The organism is Cellulomonas sp. P1_G12_2, from assembly GCF_056405535.1.
Map to the genome: position 1 here is coordinate 18023 of NZ_JBFUBX010000008.1, position 17147 is coordinate 35169.

General features: G+C 72.2%; 21 protein-coding genes. 12 read left to right on the plus strand and 9 right to left on the minus strand.

From position 1 onward, the window contains the following. Positions 1 to 17: 17 nt before the first annotated feature. Both AC1DXT_RS18665 and AC1DXT_RS18670 read right to left on the minus strand, forming a co-directional pair. The gene (locus AC1DXT_RS18665; RefSeq protein WP_477062792.1) at positions 18 to 767 is read right to left on the minus strand and encodes an ABC transporter permease; all 750 of its coding nucleotides are present in this window, start codon (positions 765 to 767) and stop codon (positions 18 to 20) included. Then, entirely contained in the window at positions 764 to 1678 is a 915-nt protein-coding gene (locus AC1DXT_RS18670; protein ID WP_477062793.1) for an ABC transporter ATP-binding protein, read from the minus strand. Before AC1DXT_RS18670 ends, AC1DXT_RS18665 begins: the two co-directional genes overlap by 4 nt. A gap of 178 nt (positions 1679 to 1856) precedes the next feature. On the opposite strand from AC1DXT_RS18670, the gene AC1DXT_RS18675 reads away from it, so the two are divergent. The 9 genes from AC1DXT_RS18675 to AC1DXT_RS18715 all read left to right on the plus strand — a co-directional run bounded on the left by AC1DXT_RS18675 (position 1857) and on the right by AC1DXT_RS18715 (position 9194). Then, positions 1857 to 2609 carry a helix-turn-helix transcriptional regulator gene (locus AC1DXT_RS18675; protein WP_477062794.1) on the plus strand — a complete coding sequence of 251 codons (753 nt, stop codon included), beginning with the start codon at positions 1857 to 1859 and terminating at the stop codon, positions 2607 to 2609. After that, positions 2606 to 4054 (plus strand): Fe-S cluster assembly protein SufB, encoded by a 1449-nt coding sequence (gene sufB / locus AC1DXT_RS18680; RefSeq protein ID WP_057211635.1) that lies wholly within the window; start codon positions 2606 to 2608, stop codon positions 4052 to 4054. The genes AC1DXT_RS18675 and sufB overlap by 4 nt, the downstream gene beginning before the upstream one ends. Next, complete coding sequence (sufD, locus tag AC1DXT_RS18685) at positions 4054 to 5355, plus strand: Fe-S cluster assembly protein SufD (protein WP_477062795.1); 1302 nt, start codon at positions 4054 to 4056, stop codon at positions 5353 to 5355. Before sufB ends, sufD begins: the two co-directional genes overlap by 1 nt. Then, positions 5352 to 5684, plus strand: coding sequence for a non-heme iron oxygenase ferredoxin subunit (locus AC1DXT_RS18690; protein ID WP_477062796.1), 333 nt, complete (start codon positions 5352 to 5354; stop codon positions 5682 to 5684). The genes sufD and AC1DXT_RS18690 overlap by 4 nt, the downstream gene beginning before the upstream one ends. A gap of 20 nt (positions 5685 to 5704) precedes the next feature. Continuing rightward, a complete protein-coding gene (gene sufC, locus AC1DXT_RS18695; protein WP_477062797.1) occupies positions 5705 to 6469 on the plus strand; it encodes a Fe-S cluster assembly ATPase SufC in 765 nt (254 codons plus the stop codon). Positions 6470 to 6477: 8 nt separating this feature from the next. Beyond that, a complete protein-coding gene (locus AC1DXT_RS18700; RefSeq protein WP_477062798.1) occupies positions 6478 to 7788 on the plus strand; it encodes a cysteine desulfurase in 1311 nt (436 codons plus the stop codon). Continuing rightward, a complete protein-coding gene (gene sufU, locus AC1DXT_RS18705; protein WP_477062799.1) occupies positions 7785 to 8264 on the plus strand; it encodes a Fe-S cluster assembly sulfur transfer protein SufU in 480 nt (159 codons plus the stop codon). Before AC1DXT_RS18700 ends, sufU begins: the two co-directional genes overlap by 4 nt. Then, entirely contained in the window at positions 8261 to 8596 is a 336-nt protein-coding gene (locus AC1DXT_RS18710; RefSeq protein WP_056093855.1) for a metal-sulfur cluster assembly factor, read from the plus strand. The genes sufU and AC1DXT_RS18710 overlap by 4 nt, the downstream gene beginning before the upstream one ends. Positions 8597 to 8696: 100 nt before the next feature. Next, entirely contained in the window at positions 8697 to 9194 is a 498-nt protein-coding gene (locus AC1DXT_RS18715) for a hypothetical protein (protein WP_477062800.1), read from the plus strand. Positions 9195 to 9198: 4 nt separating this feature from the next. Here AC1DXT_RS18715 and ypfJ read toward each other — a convergent pair whose 3' ends face one another. From ypfJ to AC1DXT_RS18735, 4 genes are read right to left on the minus strand one after another with little or no spacing between them, the layout of a single operon-like run. After that, positions 9199 to 10065 carry a KPN_02809 family neutral zinc metallopeptidase gene (gene ypfJ, locus AC1DXT_RS18720; RefSeq protein ID WP_477062801.1) on the minus strand — a complete coding sequence of 289 codons (867 nt, stop codon included), beginning with the start codon at positions 10063 to 10065 and terminating at the stop codon, positions 9199 to 9201. Positions 10066 to 10115: 50 nt separating this feature from the next. Then, complete coding sequence (locus AC1DXT_RS18725; RefSeq protein ID WP_477062802.1) at positions 10116 to 10748, minus strand: CbiQ family ECF transporter T component; 633 nt, start codon at positions 10746 to 10748, stop codon at positions 10116 to 10118. Further along, positions 10745 to 11458 carry an energy-coupling factor ABC transporter ATP-binding protein gene (locus tag AC1DXT_RS18730; RefSeq protein WP_477062803.1) on the minus strand — a complete coding sequence of 238 codons (714 nt, stop codon included), beginning with the start codon at positions 11456 to 11458 and terminating at the stop codon, positions 10745 to 10747. The genes AC1DXT_RS18725 and AC1DXT_RS18730 overlap by 4 nt, the downstream gene beginning before the upstream one ends. Positions 11459 to 11466: 8 nt before the next feature. Further along, positions 11467 to 12144 (minus strand): biotin transporter BioY, encoded by a 678-nt coding sequence (locus AC1DXT_RS18735; RefSeq protein ID WP_477062804.1) that lies wholly within the window; start codon positions 12142 to 12144, stop codon positions 11467 to 11469. Positions 12145 to 12305: 161 nt separating this feature from the next. On the opposite strand from AC1DXT_RS18735, the gene AC1DXT_RS18740 reads away from it, so the two are divergent. Beyond that, positions 12306 to 13904: an ABC-F family ATP-binding cassette domain-containing protein gene (locus tag AC1DXT_RS18740; RefSeq protein WP_477062805.1), complete on the plus strand. Its 1599-nt coding sequence runs from the start codon at positions 12306 to 12308 to the stop codon at positions 13902 to 13904. On the opposite strand, the gene AC1DXT_RS18745 is transcribed toward AC1DXT_RS18740, so the two are convergent. Genes AC1DXT_RS18745 through AC1DXT_RS18755 form a run of 3 tightly spaced genes read right to left on the minus strand, consistent with a single transcriptional unit; the run spans position 13901 to position 15452 of the window. Then, entirely contained in the window at positions 13901 to 14857 is a 957-nt protein-coding gene (locus AC1DXT_RS18745; RefSeq protein ID WP_477062806.1) for an SURF1 family cytochrome oxidase biogenesis protein, read from the minus strand. The two genes, AC1DXT_RS18740 and AC1DXT_RS18745, sit on opposite strands and share 4 nt — an antisense overlap. Continuing rightward, positions 14854 to 15096 (minus strand): hypothetical protein, encoded by a 243-nt coding sequence (locus AC1DXT_RS18750; RefSeq protein WP_477062807.1) that lies wholly within the window; start codon positions 15094 to 15096, stop codon positions 14854 to 14856. The genes AC1DXT_RS18745 and AC1DXT_RS18750 overlap by 4 nt, the downstream gene beginning before the upstream one ends. Further along, positions 15093 to 15452: a DUF3099 domain-containing protein gene (locus tag AC1DXT_RS18755; RefSeq protein WP_477062808.1), complete on the minus strand. Its 360-nt coding sequence runs from the start codon at positions 15450 to 15452 to the stop codon at positions 15093 to 15095. The genes AC1DXT_RS18750 and AC1DXT_RS18755 overlap by 4 nt, the downstream gene beginning before the upstream one ends. Before the next feature lie 133 nt (positions 15453 to 15585). Here AC1DXT_RS18755 and fabG point away from each other — a divergent pair, with 133 nt between their 5' ends. Continuing rightward, complete coding sequence (gene fabG, locus AC1DXT_RS18760) at positions 15586 to 16317, plus strand: 3-oxoacyl-ACP reductase FabG (RefSeq protein ID WP_477062809.1); 732 nt, start codon at positions 15586 to 15588, stop codon at positions 16315 to 16317. Between the two features lie 41 nt (positions 16318 to 16358). Then, a complete protein-coding gene (gene fabI, locus AC1DXT_RS18765) occupies positions 16359 to 17129 on the plus strand; it encodes an enoyl-ACP reductase FabI (protein WP_477062810.1) in 771 nt (256 codons plus the stop codon). The last annotated feature ends 18 nt before the right edge of the window (positions 17130 to 17147 follow it).

Below are 17147 nucleotides of genomic sequence, written 5' to 3' on the forward strand. Positions count from 1 at the left end.
GAGGCTCGTCACAGCGCTCAGTGCCAGCGGAACAGCCGGCTCGCGCCCCAGCCCAGGGCGGCGGTCCAGCCGACGAGGACCACGACCGACCAGGGGGGCAGGACGCCGTGCATCAGCGTCTCGCGCATGGCCTCGCCGAGCGCGCCCGAGGGGAGCAGCAGGGCGACGTGGGCCATCGGGCCGGGCAGCTGGCTCGCGGGGATGACGACCCCGCCGGCGACCGCGAGGACGAGCAGCAGCAGGTTGGCGAGGGCGAGGACCGCCTCGGCGCGCAGCGTCCCGGCGACGAGCAGCGCGAGCGCGGTGAAGGCAGCGGTGCCCAGGACGATCGCCACGACGGCCAGGGCGATGCCCGCGGGGTCGGGGCGCCAGCCGAGCAGGAGGGCGACCGCGCCGATCACGACGACCTGCACGAGCTCGACCACGAGGACGCCCAGCACCTTGCCCGCGAGCAGCCCGCCGCGACCGAGGGGTGTGGTGGACAGCAGACGGAGCACCCCGTTGCGGCGGTCGAACGAGGACGCGATGGCCTGCGAGGTGAACGACGAGGTCATCACCGCGAGGGCCAGGATGCCGGGCGTGAGGAAGTCGATCCGGCTGGCGCCGCCGGTGTCCAGCTCGATCGCGGTGACCCTCGACAGACCGACGAGCACCAGGACCGGGACGATGATCGTGACGAGCAGCTGCTCGCCGTTGCGCAGGATGGCGCGCGCCTCGAACGCGGTCTGCGCCAGGACGCGCTGGGACGCGGGGGCCGCGGCGCTCATCGCAGCGTCCGTCCGGTCAGATCGAGGAACACGTCCTCGAGGGTGCGCCGTCCGACGGTCAACCGGGTGGCCAGCGCCCCCTGCGCGGCCAGCCAGGCCGTCACCGCCGCAACCGCGTCGGGGTCGACGGCACCGGTGACCGTGTAGGAACCGTCGCGCGGCTCGGTGACGTCGAAGCCCGTGCCCAGCGCGTCGTGCAGGGCGAGCCCGGGCGTGGTCTCGAGCCGCAGGGTGCGGTCGTCGGCGGACGAGACGAGTGAGGACACCGAGCCCTCGGCGATCACGCGTCCGTGGTCGACCACGACGACGTGGTCGGCGAGGTCCTCGGCCTCGTCCATGAGGTGCGTGGTGAGGACCACGGCGACGCCCTCGTCACGCAGCTCGCGCACGAGGTCCCAGACGGCGTGCCGGGTCTGCGGGTCCATGCCGGCGCTGGGCTCGTCGAGGAAGACGACCTCGGGCCGGCCGACGATCGCGGCGGCGAGCGCGAGGCGCTGGCGCTGGCCCCCGGAGAGTCGTCGGACCGTGGTGCCCGCGAAGGCTCCGAGCCCGAGCCGCTCCGACAGCTCGCCCAGGTCCCGCGGATCGGCGTACATCCGCGCGACGTGCGCGAGCATCTCGTGCGCCTTCACGCCGGTCGGCAGCCCACCGTCCTGGAGCATGACGCCCACCCGGGGCCGCAGGTCGCGAGCGTGGGCGAGCGGATCCTGGCCCAGCACGCGTACCGAGCCGCCGTCGGGCTCCCGGAGGCCCTCGCAGCACTCGATCGTCGTGGTCTTGCCCGCACCGTTGGGCCCGAGGACGGCGGTCACCTGACCGCGGTGGGCGACGAGGTCGAGCCCGTCGACGACGGCACGGCCGCCGTAGCGCTTGACGAGCCCGGAGATCTCGAGCGCGGGGGAGTCGGGCACGAGAGGGAAGTCTAGGGCGCTCGCGGACGTCACCTGATGTGAGGGACGCGACCCCGAGCGAAGGCTCACCTTGCTTGCGGGGATGGATATTGACAACAAGGATGTTGCCAATATCGCAGCCCCTGTCGTACGTCCCGTGCGCGGCTGCTGTGCCCGACGAGATCCGACGGAGGTGAGCATGAACGCGACGCTGCCCGCGGTCGACCACCTCCTGCCCGACGCGACCGGCCCGGACCCGGACGCCGGCACCCGCCAGCGCGTGCTGCAGATCATCGCGGCCGCCGGCCCGGTGTCGGCCGCCGAGCTCGCCGCGCAGCTGGACCTCGCTCCGGCCGGAATCCGTCGCCACCTGGGCGTGCTCGAGTCCACCGACCAGATCGCCGTGCACGACGCCGCCAACGGCCCGAAGGGTCGCGGCCGTCCCGCACGCCGCTACGTGGTGACCAACCGCGGCCAGGCCGCGCTGTCGCACCGGTACTCCGAGCTGGCCAGCCAGGCGCTGCGCTTCCTCGCCGAGACCGCCGGGACCCAGGCCGTCCAGGGCTTCGCGGAGCAGCGGGTGCGCGAGCTCGAGGAGCGGCACGCCGGGGCCGTCGCCGCCGCCGGACCGGACGTCGCGGCGCGCGTGCGTGCGCTCGCCGACGGTCTGGCCGCCGACGGCTACGCGGCGACGGCGCGGCCCGCCCCCGGTGGAGCCGCCATGCAGCTGTGCCAGGGCCACTGCCCCGTGCAGGACGTCGCCCACGAGTTCCCCCAGCTCTGCGAGGCCGAGGCGCGGGCGTTCTCCCGCCTGCTCGGCGTGCACGTGCAGCGCCTCTCGACGCTGGCCGGCGGTGGCCACGTCTGCACCACGAACATCCCGATCTCGAACGCCACCCACACGAACGCCTCTGCCCACCCCGTGCTCTCCGTGGAAGGACATCAAGCATGAGTGCACAGACCGACAGCACTGCGGCCAACGCGCCGCAGATGACCCAGGACGAGGCCATCGCCTCCATCGGGAACTACAACTACGGCTGGCACGACGCCGACACGGCCGGCGCGACCGCGACCCGCGGCCTGTCCGAGGCCAAGGTCCGGGAGATCTCTGCGCTCAAGAACGAGCCCGAGTGGATGCTCAAGACGCGCCTGAAGTCGCTGCGCCTGTTCGACAAGAAGCCCATGCCCTGGTGGGGCTCGGACCTGTCGGGCATCGACTTCGACAACATCAAGTACTTCGTGCGCTCCACGGAGAAGCAGGCCACCAGCTGGGAGGACCTGCCGGACGACATCAAGAACACCTACGACCGCCTGGGCATCCCGGAGGCCGAGAAGCAGCGCCTCGTCGCCGGCGTCGCCGCGCAGTACGAGTCCGAGGTCGTCTACCACCAGATCCAGGAGTCGCTCGAGGAGCAGGGCGTCATCTTCCTCGACACCGACACCGCGCTGCGCGAGCACCCGGAGATCTTCGAGCAGTACTTCGGCTCGGTCATCCCGCCCGGGGACAACAAGTTCGCCTCGCTCAACACCGCCGTCTGGTCGGGCGGCTCGTTCGTCTACGTGCCGCCGGGCGTGCACGTCGACATCCCGCTGCAGGCCTACTTCCGGATCAACACCGAGAACATGGGCCAGTTCGAGCGGACGCTGATCATCGCGGACGAGGGCTCGTACGTGCACTACGTCGAGGGCTGCACCGCGCCGGTGTACTCGAGCGACTCGCTGCACTCCGCGGTCGTCGAGATCATCGTCAAGAAGAACGCGCGCGTCCGGTACACGACCATCCAGAACTGGTCGAACAACGTGTACAACCTCGTGACCAAGCGGGCGACCGCCGCCGAGGGCGCCACCATGGAGTGGGTCGATGGCAACATCGGCTCCAAGGTGACCATGAAGTACCCGGCCATCTACCTGCTGGGCGAGCACGCGCGCGGCGAGACGCTGTCCATCGCGTTCGCCGGTGCCGGCCAGCACCAGGACGCCGGCGCCAAGATGGTGCACGCCGCGCCGCACACCTCCAGCTCGATCGTCTCCAAGTCGGTCGCGCGCGGCGGTGGCCGCACGTCCTACCGCGGACTGGTCCAGGTGCTCGAGGGCGCCCACCACTCGGCCTCGAACGTGCTCTGCGACGCCCTGCTGGTCGACCAGATCTCCCGCTCGGACACGTACCCCTACGTGGACGTCCGTGAGGACGACGTGTCGATGGGCCACGAGGCGACCGTGTCGCGCGTGAGCGAGGACCAGCTGTTCTACCTGATGTCCCGAGGCATGCCCGAGACCGAGGCCATGGCCATGATCGTGCGCGGGTTCGTCGAGCCCATCGCCCGTGAGCTGCCCATGGAGTACGCCCTCGAGCTGAACCGCCTCATCGAGCTGCAGATGGAAGGGGCCGTCGGCTGATGACGACCGCAACAGACTCCCTGTCGACGGACCACTCCAAGGCCACTGCCGACGGGAGCCACTCGCACGGGGTCGGGCCGCTGCCCGAAGCCTCCCGTGCGTCTCGCCCGACGTCGTTCGACGTGGCCGACTTCCCGGTGCCCAACGGGCGCGAGGAGGAGTGGCGCTTCGCCCCCGTCGGTCGGCTCGCCCCGCTGTTCGCCGCCGACACGGACGGTGTGCTGAGCGGCCACGGCGTGCTCACCACGGTCGTCGAGGCGCCCGAGGTGCAGGTCGAGATCGTGGAGCGCGACGACGCCCGCCTCGGCAAGGCCGGTGAGCCCGGCGACCGCACGGCGGCCGTCGCGTGGGCGTCGTTCCCGCGCGCCACGATCGTCACGATCCCGCGCGAGGCCGTCGCCTCGGAGGTGACCTCGATCCGCATCGAGGGCGTCGAGGGTGCCGGCACGCACGAGGCGTCGCTCGAGCCGAGCGCGACGCACCTCCTGGTGCACGCCGAGCCGCTGTCGCAGGCCGTCGTCGTCATCGACCACGTCGGCCACGCGGCGCTGACGGAGACCGTCGAGATCGTCGCCGACGAGGGCGCGCACCTGACCGTCGTCACGGTTCACGACTGGGCCGAGGGTTCGATCCACGCCTCCTCCCACCGCCTGCGCATCGGCCGCGACGCCACCGTCAAGCACATCGCGGTGACGCTCGGCGGCGACGTCGTGCGGATCACCCCCGACGCCGAGTTCGTCGGCGAGGGCGCGAACGTGAAGATGGTCGGCCTCTACTTCGCCGACGCCGGCCAGCACCAGGAGCAGCGCCTCTTCGTCGACCACGCGGTGCCCAACTGCATCTCGCGCGTCACGTACAAGGGCGCGCTGCAGGGCGAGGGCGCGCACACGGTGTGGGTCGGTGACGTGCTCATCCGCGCGGCGGCCGAGGGCACCGACACGTACGAGCTCAACCGCAACCTGGTCCTGTCCGACGGTGCGCGCGCCGACTCGGTGCCCAACCTCGAGATCGAGACCGGTCTCATCGAGGGTGCCGGCCACGCGAGCGCGACCGGCCGGTTCGACGACGAGCAGCTCTTCTACCTGCGGGCCCGCGGCATCCCGGAGACCGATGCGCGTCGGCTCGTGGTGCGCGGCTTCTTCGCCGAGCTCATCCACGAGATCGGGGTCCCGTCGATCGAGGAGCGTCTCATCGAGGCGATCGAGCGCGAGCTCGAGAAGTCGATGAGCGTGCTCGACGCCCTGTCCGAGGGCGGCCACGTCGAGGGTTCCGAGGTGTCCCTCACGACGGAGCGTGCATGAGCGCCCAGCTGGCCTGCTACGACGAGGACGTGCCCGTCGAGGGCACCCTCCGCGTGGAGCTCGAGGCTGAGCACGGCACGGTCGAGGTCGCGCTGGTGCGTGACTCCGCCGGCGAGCTCCACGCCATCAGCGACATCTGCTCGCACGGCGCCGTCTCGCTGTCGGACGGGGAGGTGGAGGGCTGCACGATCGAGTGCTGGCTCCACGGCTCCCGCTTCGACCTGCGCACCGGCAAGCCCACCGGCCCGCCCGCCGTCCAGCCCGTCCCCGTCTACCCCGTGACCGTCGACGGCCAGCGCGTGCTGGTCGACGTCGACGCCCCGCTCTGAAGAAGCCCGGAAGGAACAGCATGTCCACCCTGGAGATCCGCGACCTGCACGTCAGCGTCGAGACGAAGGAGGGCGCCAAGCAGATCCTGCGCGGTGTCGACCTGACCGTCGCGAGCGGCGAGACCCACGCCATCATGGGCCCGAACGGCTCCGGCAAGTCGACGCTGGCCTACTCGCTGGCCGGCCACCCGAAGTACCACGTCACCAGCGGCACCGTGACGCTGGACGGCGAGGACGTCCTCGCGCTGTCCGTCGACGCCCGCGCCCGCGCCGGCCTGTTCCTGGCCATGCAGTACCCGGTCGAGGTCCCCGGGGTCAGCGTGTCCAACTTCCTGCGCACCGCCAAGACCGCGATCGACGGCCAGGCGCCGCCGCTGCGCACCTGGGTCAAGGACGTCCGCAAGGCCATGGACGACCTGCGCATGGACCCGGCGTTCGCCGAGCGGTCCGTCAACGAGGGCTTCTCGGGCGGCGAGAAGAAGCGCCACGAGATCCTGCAGATGGAGCTCCTCAAGCCGAAGTTCGCGATCCTCGACGAGACCGACTCGGGCCTCGACGTCGACGCGCTGCGCGTCGTGTCCGAGGGCGTGAACCGCGTCAAGGAGAACCCGGACGTCGGAGTCCTGCTGATCACGCACTACACGCGGATCCTGCGCTACATCACGCCGGACTTCGTGCACGTGTTCGTGGACGGCAAGGTCGCCGAGGAGGGTGGGCCCGAGCTGGCCGACCGCCTCGAGAACGAGGGCTACGACCGCTTCCTGTCGAGCGCCACGGTTCTCTGAGGCCCACGGTGACCAGCACCCTCGACAGCGCGGCGCGGACGCTCGACGCGTCCGAGCTGGCTGCCGTGCGCGCGGACTTCCCGCTGCTCGCACGCACCCTGCGCGGCGGGCGGCCGCTGGTGTACCTCGACTCGGGGGCCACCTCGCAGAAGCCCGAGGTCGTCCTCGACGCCGAGCAGGACTTCTACACCCAGCGCAACGCGGCCGTGCACCGGGGGGCCCACCAGCTCGCCGAGGAGGCCACCGAGGCGTTCGAGGACGCCCGCGACCGGGTGGCGTCGTTCGTCGGGGTGTCGCCGGGGTCGCTGGTGTGGACGTCGAACGCGACCGCCGGGATCAACCTGGTCGCCTACGCGATGTCGAACGCGTCGCTCGGCCGCGGGGGAGCGGCCGCACGCCAGTTCGCCCTCGGCCCGGGCGACGAGATCGTGGTCACCGAGGCGGAGCACCACGCGAACCTCGTGCCGTGGCAGGAGCTCGCTCTGCGCACGGGGGCTTCCTTGCGGTGGCTCGGCGTGGACGACGACGGGCGGATCCGGGTCGACGAGCTGGACACGGTGGTCACCGACCGCACCAAGGTGCTCGCGTTCACGCACGCGTCGAACGTCACGGGTGCGATCACGCCGGTCGAGGCGTTCGTCGCCCGCGCCCGCGCAGTGGGCGCTCTGACCGTCCTGGACGCCTGCCAGTCCGTCCCGCACCTGCCGGTGGACCTGTCTGCCCTGGGCGTCGACTTCGCGGCGTTCTCGGGGCACAAGATGCTCGGGCCCACGGGCGTCGGCGCGTTGTACGGGCGGCGCGAGCTGCTCGAGGCGATGCCGCCGGTGACCACGGGCGGGTCGATGGTCGAGGTCGTCACCATGGAGTCGACCACCTACGCGCCGCCGCCGCAGCGGTTCGAGGCCGGCACGCAGATGGTGTCGCAGGCCGTCGGGATGGGCGCCGCGGCGTCGTACCTGGCCGAGCTGGGCATGGACGCCGTCGCCGCGCACGAGGCGCACCTGGCCGGACTGCTGCTCGACGCGGTCGCCTCGGTGCCGGGCGTGCGGGTGATCGGCCCGACCGACACGCGCGACCGCCTGGCGACCGTCTCGTTCGTCGTCGACGGCGTGCACGCGCACGACGTCGGCCAGGTCCTCGACGACGCCGGCGTGGCCGTGCGGGTGGGTCACCACTGTGCGCAGCCCCTGCACCGCCGGTTCGGCGTAGCGTCGACGTCACGGGCGAGCGCCGCGGTCTACACGACCGACGAGGAGATCGAGGTCTTCCGGGAAGCACTGACGGGGGTCCGGGCGTTCTTCGGTCTGGAGGTGTCATGAGCACGGGATCGATGGAGCAGCTGTACCAGCAGGTCATCCTGGACCACGCGAAGTTCCCGCACGGCAAGGGGCTGGGCGTGGCGGGGGACCTGCACCTGCACACGGGCGAGTCGCACCAGGTGAACCCGACCTGCGGCGACGAGGTGACCCTGCAGGTGGACCTCGACGACACGGGTGTGGTCCGCGACGTGCGCTGGGACGGGCAGGGCTGCAGCATCTCGCAGGCCTCGGTCTCGGTGCTGCACGACCTGGTGGTCGGCAACGACCTCGCCACCGTGGACCAGCTCGGCGGCACGTTCCGCGCGCTCATGCAGACGCGCGGCAACGGCCTCGACGACGACGCCGAGGACTCCCTCGGCGACGCGACCGCCTTCACGGGCGTCGCCAAGTACCCCGCGCGGATCAAGTGCGCCCTGCTCGGCTGGGCGGCGCTGACCGACGCACTCATCAAGACCGGCGCACGGGAGAACTCATGAGCACGGACACACCCTCGCCCGCCCCCATCACGGTGGCCGACGTCGAGGAGGCCATGCGCGACGTCATCGACCCCGAGCTGGGCATCAACGTCGTCGACCTCGGCCTGGTCTACGGGCTGACGATCGACCAGACCAACACGGCCGTCATCGACATGACGCTCACGTCGGCGGCCTGCCCGCTGACCGACGTCATCGAGGACCAGTCGGCGCAGGCGCTCGAGGGCCTGGTGGACGGGTTCCGCATCAACTGGGTGTGGATGCCGCCGTGGGGCCCCGAGAAGATCACGCCCGACGGCCGCGAGCAGATGCGTGCCCTGGGCTTCAACATCTAGGGTCGCCGTCTCCGGAGCCCCGGTCAGCCAATGTGCTGACCGGGGCTTCTGCGTGCCCGAACAGCGGTCGGCGGGGAGCTCGATGGAGCATCCTGGGGGTGTGAGAGCACTCGAGGGCAACGTCGCGACCGCCCCGATCGCGTTCCGGATGCGCGCCGATGCCGTGGTCGTCAGCGCGGTGACGGCTGCGACGGGGGTCGCGGTGCTCGCCATCGCGCAGTCGATCGGGAGCGTCGGCTGGATGCTCGCCGACGTGCCGGGCGCCGCCAACAACGTGCTGCGGGAGGCCGCGTTGGGGTCGTTCGGCGCGGGGTTCGTGATCGTCGCCGTCGGTGCGGCGGTGGCTCGGCGGCACGGGGTGAAGCGCAGGGCGGGCGTCGTCGCCGTGCTCCTCTGCGTGGCCGCGCTGTTCCTGGCCCTGGTGGGGGCAGGCAGATTCGCCGCCCACTCCGCCGCGTCGGTGCTCCGGCCGGTGCTCGTCGATGCCGCGGCGCTGAACACGTCGGGTGGCTCGAACGGGGTCGCGATGCTGGCCGTCGCCCTGAGCATGGCCGGTGCAGCGCTCGTCGTGCTCCGTGTGGGGCGCACTCGCCCCTGAGGCCTCAGAGCTGGTCGGTGGCGAACGTGTCGCAGGCGGCGAGCGTGCCCTGCTCGTAGCCGGTGGTGAACCAGCGCTCCCGCTGCTCGCTCGACCCGTGGGTCCACGAGTCCGGGTTCACGCCACCGCCGGACTGCTCCTGGATGTTGTCGTCACCGACGGCCTCCGCCGCGCCCAGGGCGTTCTGGAGCTGCGCCGTCGTGATCGGCTCGAGGTAGGTGACGCCGGTGTCCGGGTCCACGGTCGTCGCCGCGTTCCCGGCCCACATGCCGGCGTAGCAGTCCGCCTGCAGCTCGACCCGGACCGAGTCGGAGTCCGCGCCGGCGCCCTGGCGGTCGGCCTGGTCCATCACGCCGGTGATCTGCTGGATGTGGTGGCCGTACTCGTGCGCGATCACGTACTGCTCGGCCAGCGGGCCGTCCTCGGCGCCGAGCTGGGCCAGCTGGTCGAAGAACGAGACGTCCACGTAGATCGTGGCGTCCGGCGGGCAGTAGAACGGCCCGGTGGAGCTCGACGCGTTGCCGCAGCCGGTGCTGACGGCGGCGTTGAACGACACCGCCTCGGGGATGCTGAACTGGCCGCCGGCGGCCGGGATGGTCGCGCCCCAGAACGTGTCGAGCGAGTCGAGTGTCGCGCTGTACAGGCACTCGCGGTCCGTGTTGGCCTGCTCGGCGGTGCACTCGCCGACGGTCTCCCCGGTCTCCGGCGCGGGCTGCTGTGCGCCACCGGTGACTCCGGACAGGTCCACTCCCGTGAACAGGTAGACGACGAGCGCGAGGATGCCGATCGCACCGCCGCCCACTGCGACCTTGCCGCCGCCGCCCTTGCGGACGCGGCCGCCACCGAAGCTGCCACCCTCCTGGAACGTCACGCAGGCAACCTAGCCGGGGGCGGGTCCGTCCGCCCGTCGAGAGCGGGTGATCAGTGCCCGTCGAGGCCTCGGGCGGCGAGCGCGTCGCCGGTGGCCCGGGCGTGGGCCACCATGCGGACCGCGGCCGGGACGAGGATCGCGCGCGGGTCCCGGTCGAGGCCGCGGGCTCGAGCCGCGTCACGTGTCTCGAGCGACATCCTGGCCAGCACGGGGATGGTGCGCAGGAAGAGGCCGACCGCGAGGGCGAACGTCTCGGGGCGCAGGCCGACGTGCCGGAGCGGGCGCGCGAGACGGGCGAGCGCGTCCAGGAGCGTGTCCGCCCGGGTGGTGGCCGTGACGACCGCGGCGAGGAGCACGAGGGCCACCAGGTCGACGGCGACCTCCACGGCGGTGGCCCAGCCGCGCGCCCACCACTGGTAGAGACCGATCAGCGCTGCGGTGAGGAGCGCGGGGACGAGTCCGCGGGTGGTCCGGTGCCACGGGAGACGAGCGACCAGCTGCGCGAGCAGGGCGACACCCAGGAAGGCCAGCGCGGACAGAGGTCCTCGGACGGCGACGACGGCGACCGCGAAGAGCGCCAGGCACGCGAGCTTGAACCCGGCCGGCGCGCGGTGGATGACGGTGGTGCCAGGGTGGTACAGGCCGAGGGGTCCTGCCCACGGCGGCCTGATCGGCCCGCTCACGTCGGCACCTGCATCAGCGCCCGGTAGGACGCGACCGCTTCCGCCGGGTCCCCGTCGAACACCACGGCGCCCCCGTCGACCACGAGGACGCGCTGGGCCCGGAGCGCGGCGTCGAGGTCGTGGGTCACCGTGATCACCTGCTGGTCGAGATCGTCCAGCAGCCGGTCGACCACGCCGCGCCACCGCAGGTCGAGCAGCGTCGTCGGCTCGTCGCACACCAGCACCGCGGGCTCCGTCGCGAGGACCGAGGCGAGCGCGAGCAGCTGGCGCTGGCCCCCGGACAACGCGTGCACGGGGACCTCGGCGCGCTCGGCCAGCCCGAACCGGGCCAGTGCCGCCCGCGCGGCGACGTCGCGTTCGGCAGCGGTCAGCGGCAGGCGGCGCAGCGACAGGGCTACGTCCTCGACCGGCGTCGGCATGACGAGCTGGGCGTCCGGGTCGGTGAACACGAACCCGACCTTGCGGCGGACAGCGGGCCCGTCGCGCGCGGTGTCGAGGCCGTCCACCCGCACGGTGCCGGACGAGGGCAGCACGAGGCCGTTGAGCAGCCGGGCCAGGGTCGACTTGCCCGAGCCGTTGGCGCCGACGATCGCGATGCGACGCTCGGTGAGCTCCAGGGTCACCGGCCCGAGCAGCCGGACGATGCGGTCGGCACCGCCGTCCGGGTCAGGGCTGTACGCGGTGACGAGGACGTCGTCGAGCGCGATCATGGGCCAGGTCAGCGGCGGGAGCGCAGCATGTCGGGGAACGCCTTGAAGATCGCGACCGCCACCGCCGCGGCGGCGAGGTTCTTGATCACGTCCCCTGGCCAGTACACGACGTCGATGGCCAGGGCCTCGCCGAACGAGATCCCCAGGCGAGCCATCAGGCCGACGATGCCGGCCGGGTGGATCGTCAGGAAGCTCGCGCCGAGTCCGGCGAGCACCAGGAGGGGGTACCGCCACGCCGACGTCGTGCGCACCGCCCAGTCGCCGAGCCGCGCGGCGAACCGTGACGCCTGGAGCCGGGGCGCGAGCCGCAGCGCGACGCCGCCGAGGACGCCCGCGAGGGCGGCGGCGAACGGGAAGGCCAGCAGGTAGCCCACCGAGGCTCCGGCGAGGACGGCCACCCCGCCGACGCCGCCGGAGAAGATCGGCAGCCCCGCGAGCCCGAGGGCGACGTAGAGCAGCGCGGCGAGACCGCCGCGACGCCAGCCGAGCACGAGGCCGGCCAAGATCACGGCGAACGTCTGCAGGGTGATCGGCACGCCGGACGGGGTCGGGATGCCGGGCAGGATCGCGCACACCGCGATGAACGCCGCGAACGTGGAGATCAGCGCGACATCCGTGGAGACGGAGGTGCGGGCGACCGGGGCGGGAAGTGCGGCGGCGGTCTCGTTCTCAGGTGCGCTGGTCATGGCTACCCCTCGATAGTCGTGGCGAGTGCGGTGCGATCCCGCGGGTCCGGGGTGCGTCATCAATCCCCTTGCGACCGGACGCCACGCTAGCCGCAAGTAGACTTGCTGGCGTTTGTGCCCGCGGCCAACGCCAGCGCGGCGAACTCGGAGGAAACCGTCAAGTGATCACTGCCCAGGCTGTCGAGTTGCGCATCGGCGCACGCGTGCTGCTCGAGGAGTCGTCGTTCCGCATCGCGGCCGGCGACCGGATCGGTCTGGTCGGTCGCAACGGCGCCGGCAAGACCACACTCACCAAGACGCTGGCGGGGGAGACGCAGCCCACCGGCGGCCAGATCGTCCGGTCCGGGGAGGTCGGCTACCTCCCGCAGGATCCCCGCACGGGCGACCTGGACGCGCTCGCCATGGACCGGGTGCTCTCCGCGCGCGGTCTCGACGAGATCGTCCGCGCGATGCGCGTGACCGAGGGTGCGATGGCGAGCACCGATGACGACCTGCGCGACAAGGCCATGGAGCGGTACACGCGCCTCGACGCCCGGTTCAACGCGGCCGGAGGGTACGCCGCCGAGAGCGAGGCGCACCGGATCGCGTCGAACCTCGGGCTCGACGAGCGCGTGCTCGGCCAGACGATCGGCACGCTCTCCGGTGGCCAGCGCCGCCGCGTCGAGCTGGCCCGGATCCTGTTCTCGGGCGTCGACACGCTGCTGCTCGACGAGCCGACCAACCACCTCGACGCCGACTCGATCCTGTGGCTGCGCGACTACCTGCGCACCTACTCCGGCGGGTTCGTCGTCATCTCCCACGACGCCGACCTGCTGCGGGCCACGGTGAACAAGGTCTTCCACCTGGACGCCAACCGCTCCCAGCTCGACCAGTACGCGCTCGGCTGGGACGCGTACCTGCAGCAGCGCGAGACCGACGAGAAGCGCCGCCGCCGGGAGCGCGCCAACGCCGAGAAGAAGGCCTCCGCCCTGATGGCGCAGGCCGACAAGATGCGCGCCAAGGCCACCAAGACCGTCGCCGCGCAGAACATGGCGCGCCGCGCCGAGCGCCTGCTGTCGGGGCTCGAGGAGGTCCGCGCGTCGGACAAGGTCGCGCGCCTGCGGTTCCCGGAGCCGGCAGCCTGCGGCAAGACCCCGCTGACCGCGTCGGGCCTGTCCAAGACCTACGGGTCGCAGGAGGTCTTCACGGACGTCGACCTCGCCATCGACCGCGGCAGCAAGGTCGTCGTGCTCGGCCTCAACGGCGCCGGCAAGACCACCCTGCTGCGCATCCTCGGGGGGATCGAGAAGTCCGACACCGGCGAGGTCCGCCCCGGGCACGGGCTCAAGCTCGGCTACTACGCCCAGGAACACGAGACGCTCGACCTCGAGCGCACGGTCGTGGAGAACCTCAAGTCCGCCGCGCCCGACCTCACGGAGACCCAGGTGCGGTCCGTGCTCGGCTCGTTCCTGTTCTCGGGCGACGACGCCGACAAGCCCGCCCGGGTGCTGTCCGGCGGGGAGAAGACCCGGCTCGCGCTCGCCGCCCTGGTCGTCTCCAGCGCCAACGTGCTGCTCCTGGACGAGCCGACGAACAACCTCGACCCTGCCTCCCGCGAGGAGATCCTCGCGGCGCTGCGCGGCTACTCGGGCGCCGTGGTGCTGGTGTCGCACGACGAGGGTGCCGTCGCGGCGCTCGACCCGGAGCGGGTGCTGCTGCTGCCCGACGGCGACGAGGACCTCTGGAACCCGGCGTACCTGGACCTCATCGCGCTCGCCTAGGACGCGTCCGGTGGGTCCGATCGACCCAGCTGGGCGTCGATCAGCGCGTCCTCGGCGTCCTCGTCGCGCCCGCCGCGGCGGTGGGGGACGTCCGGTGCCGTCGGTGCGCGACGCGGTCGGGGGGTGTCCCGGGTGGGCCACAGCTCGACGCCCGAGGCGGTGGTCACCGGGGCCGGCGTCGGGTCCGCGGGCTCACCCTCGCGCGCGGCCCGCTCGTCCCGCAGCTCGCGGCGAGCGCCCAGGCAGAACGCGACGAGCCCGCCGAGCGCGAACGTCCACCACTGGAACGCGTAGGACAGGTGCGAGCCCGGGTCGGTGCTCGGCGCGGGGAGCTGTCCGGGGACCGGGGAGACGGACGGATCCTCGGCGGTCATCGCGACATAGGCGTCGACCGACCGACCCTGGACGCCACCGGCCTCGAGCACCTGGTCGACGGCAATCGCCTGGACCTGTCCCACCGGTGCGGTGCGGTTCGATGCCGGCTCGTCGTGCCGCAGCCGCGCGGTCAGCGTGATCGTGCCCTCGGGGGGCGCGGGCGGGACGACGTCGACGCTCCCGTCCGCGCCGGGCTCCACCCAGCCACGGTCGACGACGAGCACGCTCCCGGACAGCGCGGGAGCCTCGGCGTCCTCCACGACGAACGGGACGAGCGCGTGGTACGCGGGAGCACCGTCCACCGGCCGGTTGCGCAGCAGCACGGTGCCGTCGGGCTCGTAGTGCCCGACCACGGTGACCCGACGCCAGACGTCCGCGTCGGTGAGCGTGCTGCCGGGGGAGTCGAGCACGGTGCCCAGGGGCACGGGGTCGGCCGACCAGTTGGCCTCGACCACGGCGATCGCCCCGTCGCGCCACACGTGCCGGTTCCACTGCCACCGGCCGAGCAGCGTGCAGGTGACCGCCAGGACCAGCCCGACGAGGACCAGGCCGGTGGCGCGGCGTGCCGCTGGGCTCATGACCGGGGAGCGGACTCGAGCTCCGCCACGGGGACCACGCTCTGCAGGAAGCCGCGCGCGTCGAGGAACGTGCTGAGGTGCTCCCGGTGGTCGTCGCACGCGAGCCAGACCTTGCGGCGCTCGGGCGTATGCAGCTTCGGGTTGTTCCAGAGCAACCCCCAGGTGGCGTCCGCGCGGCAGCCGCGGCCGCTGCAGATCAGCTCGTCGACGGCGTCGGGAACAGGGGCGAACAGACTCACGCGCGACCGTCCGGGTTGTCGGAGGGACCGAGACCGCGGGGTGCTCCCGAGCCGGGACCGATCTCGCGCGCGGCCATGAACGTGCCGTCCGAGTCGCGGCGCTCCCGCCCCGCGTTGGCGAACAGCACGGCGGAGTAGGGCAGGACCACGGCGGCGACGATCAGCAGCAGGGACGCCCACATCGGGATCCGGCCCCAGGTGAGCACGGCGCCGGCGAAGCACAGGATCCGGATCCCCATCTGGACGAGGTAGCGCTTCTGGCGACGCGCCAGGTCGTCCGCGAGCGGCTCGGGCGCGCTGGTGATGCTGGGGACCTCCTCCGAGGGGAGGTCCGGTCGCCGACGGATGCTGCTCACTACCTGATCGTAGTCCGGTGAGCCTGTGGCGGCGCTGAGGAGACGTGTTGTCCAGGTCCCACAACACGGCGCGACGAACGTGGGCGCGGACCCTGCCGCGGCGCACAGGAGTCGTCGGATAGCGTCGTGTCCCGTGCCTGAGACTTCCAGCAACACAGCCACCGCTCGCAGCGTCCTCGTCACCGGGGCCAACCGAGGCATCGGACGGGCGATCGCCGAGCGGTTCGTGGCCAACGGCGACAAGGTCGCCACCATCTACCGTTCGGGTGACCTGCCGGACGGCGTCCTCGGCGTGGTCGGCGACGTGCGCGACACCGCGAGCGTCGACGCCGCGTTCGCCGAGATCGAGGCCGCGCACGGTCCCGTCGAGGTCCTCGTCGCCAACGCGGGCGTCACCCGCGACCAGCTGCTCATGCGGATGACCGACGAGGAGTTCGACGACGTCATCGACGTCAACCTCACCGGCGCCTTCCGCTGCGCGCGCCGCGCGAGCAAGGGCATGATCCGGCTCCGCCGTGGGCGCATCATCTTCATCTCCTCGGTGGTCGGCCTCTACGGGTCGGCCGGCCAGGTGAACTACGCGGCGTCCAAGTCGGCCCTCGTCGGCATGGCCCGCTCGATCACCCGTGAGCTGGGCGGACGGGCGATCACCGCCAACGTCGTCGCCCCGGGGTTCATCGACACCGACATGACGCGCGCCCTGCCCGAGGACAAGCAGAAGGCGTACCGCGAGTCCATCCCGCTCGGCCGGTTCGCGCTGCCCGAGGAGGTCGCCGGCGTCGTGGAGTTCGTCGCGTCCGACGCGGCGGGCTACATCTCCGGCGCGGTCATCCCCGTCGACGGTGGCCTGGGCATGGGCCACTGACCTCCCACCTGTTGCACGGCGACACAGAGAACGGAACGCACATGGGTCTGCTCGACGGCAAGAAGCTCCTGGTCACCGGCGTCCTCACGGACGGGTCGATCGCCTTCCACGTGGCGCGCCTGGCGCAGCAGGAGGGCGCGGACGTGCTGCTCACCTCGTTCGGCCGCCAGTTCCGCCTCACGCAGGCGATCGCGCGACGCCTCCCGAAGGAGGCGCAGGTGCTCCAGCTCGACGTCACGGACGCCGACGACCTGGCGGCGCTCGCGGACCGGGTGCGCGAGGCGGGCTTCGACTCGCTCGACGGCGTCGTGCACTCGATCGGGTTCGCGCCGCAGTCCGTGATGGGTGGCAACTTCCTGGCCGGCGAGTGGGCGGACGTGGCGACGGCCCTGCAGGTCAGCGCGTACTCGCTCAAGTCGCTCGCGGTCGCGTCCCAGCCGCTGCTGAGCTCGGGCGGTGCGATCGTCGGTCTCACGTTCGACGCCCGCTACGCCTGGCCCGTCTACGACTGGATGGGCGTCGCCAAGGCCGCGTTCGAGTCGACGTCGCGCTACCTGGCCCGCGACCTCGGCCCGCACGGCATCCGCGTGAACCTGGTCTCGGCCGGCCCCATCCGCACCACGGCCGCCAAGTCGATCCCCGGCTTCGAGGCCATGGAGGGCGGGTGGCCGGAGCGCGCGCCGCTCGGGTGGGACGCGTTCGACCCGGAGCCGACGGCCCGCGCGGTCGCCGCGCTCCTGTCGGACTGGTTCCCCGCGACCACGGGTGAGATCGTGCACGTCGACGGTGGCTACCACGCGATGGGTCTGTGACCACTGCTGCGCGCAGAG

Coding starts and splice junctions, on each gene's coding strand:
- AC1DXT_RS18665 (WP_477062792.1), bottom strand. CDS start 767: ATGAGCGCCGCGGCCCCCGCGTCCCAGCGCGTCCTGGCGCAGACCGCG.
- AC1DXT_RS18675 (WP_477062794.1), top strand. CDS start 1,857: ATGAACGCGACGCTGCCCGCGGTCGACCACCTCCTGCCCGACGCGACC.
- sufB (WP_057211635.1), top strand. CDS start 2,606: ATGAGTGCACAGACCGACAGCACTGCGGCCAACGCGCCGCAGATGACC.
- sufD (WP_477062795.1), top strand. CDS start 4,054: ATGACGACCGCAACAGACTCCCTGTCGACGGACCACTCCAAGGCCACT.
- AC1DXT_RS18690 (WP_477062796.1), top strand. CDS start 5,352: ATGAGCGCCCAGCTGGCCTGCTACGACGAGGACGTGCCCGTCGAGGGC.
- sufC (WP_477062797.1), top strand. CDS start 5,705: ATGTCCACCCTGGAGATCCGCGACCTGCACGTCAGCGTCGAGACGAAG.
- sufU (WP_477062799.1), top strand. CDS start 7,785: ATGAGCACGGGATCGATGGAGCAGCTGTACCAGCAGGTCATCCTGGAC.
- AC1DXT_RS18710 (WP_056093855.1), top strand. CDS start 8,261: ATGAGCACGGACACACCCTCGCCCGCCCCCATCACGGTGGCCGACGTC.
- AC1DXT_RS18730 (WP_477062803.1), bottom strand. CDS start 11,458: ATGATCGCGCTCGACGACGTCCTCGTCACCGCGTACAGCCCTGACCCG.
- AC1DXT_RS18735 (WP_477062804.1), bottom strand. CDS start 12,144: ATGACCAGCGCACCTGAGAACGAGACCGCCGCCGCACTTCCCGCCCCG.
- AC1DXT_RS18745 (WP_477062806.1), bottom strand. CDS start 14,857: ATGAGCCCAGCGGCACGCCGCGCCACCGGCCTGGTCCTCGTCGGGCTG.
- fabI (WP_477062810.1), top strand. CDS start 16,359: ATGGGTCTGCTCGACGGCAAGAAGCTCCTGGTCACCGGCGTCCTCACG.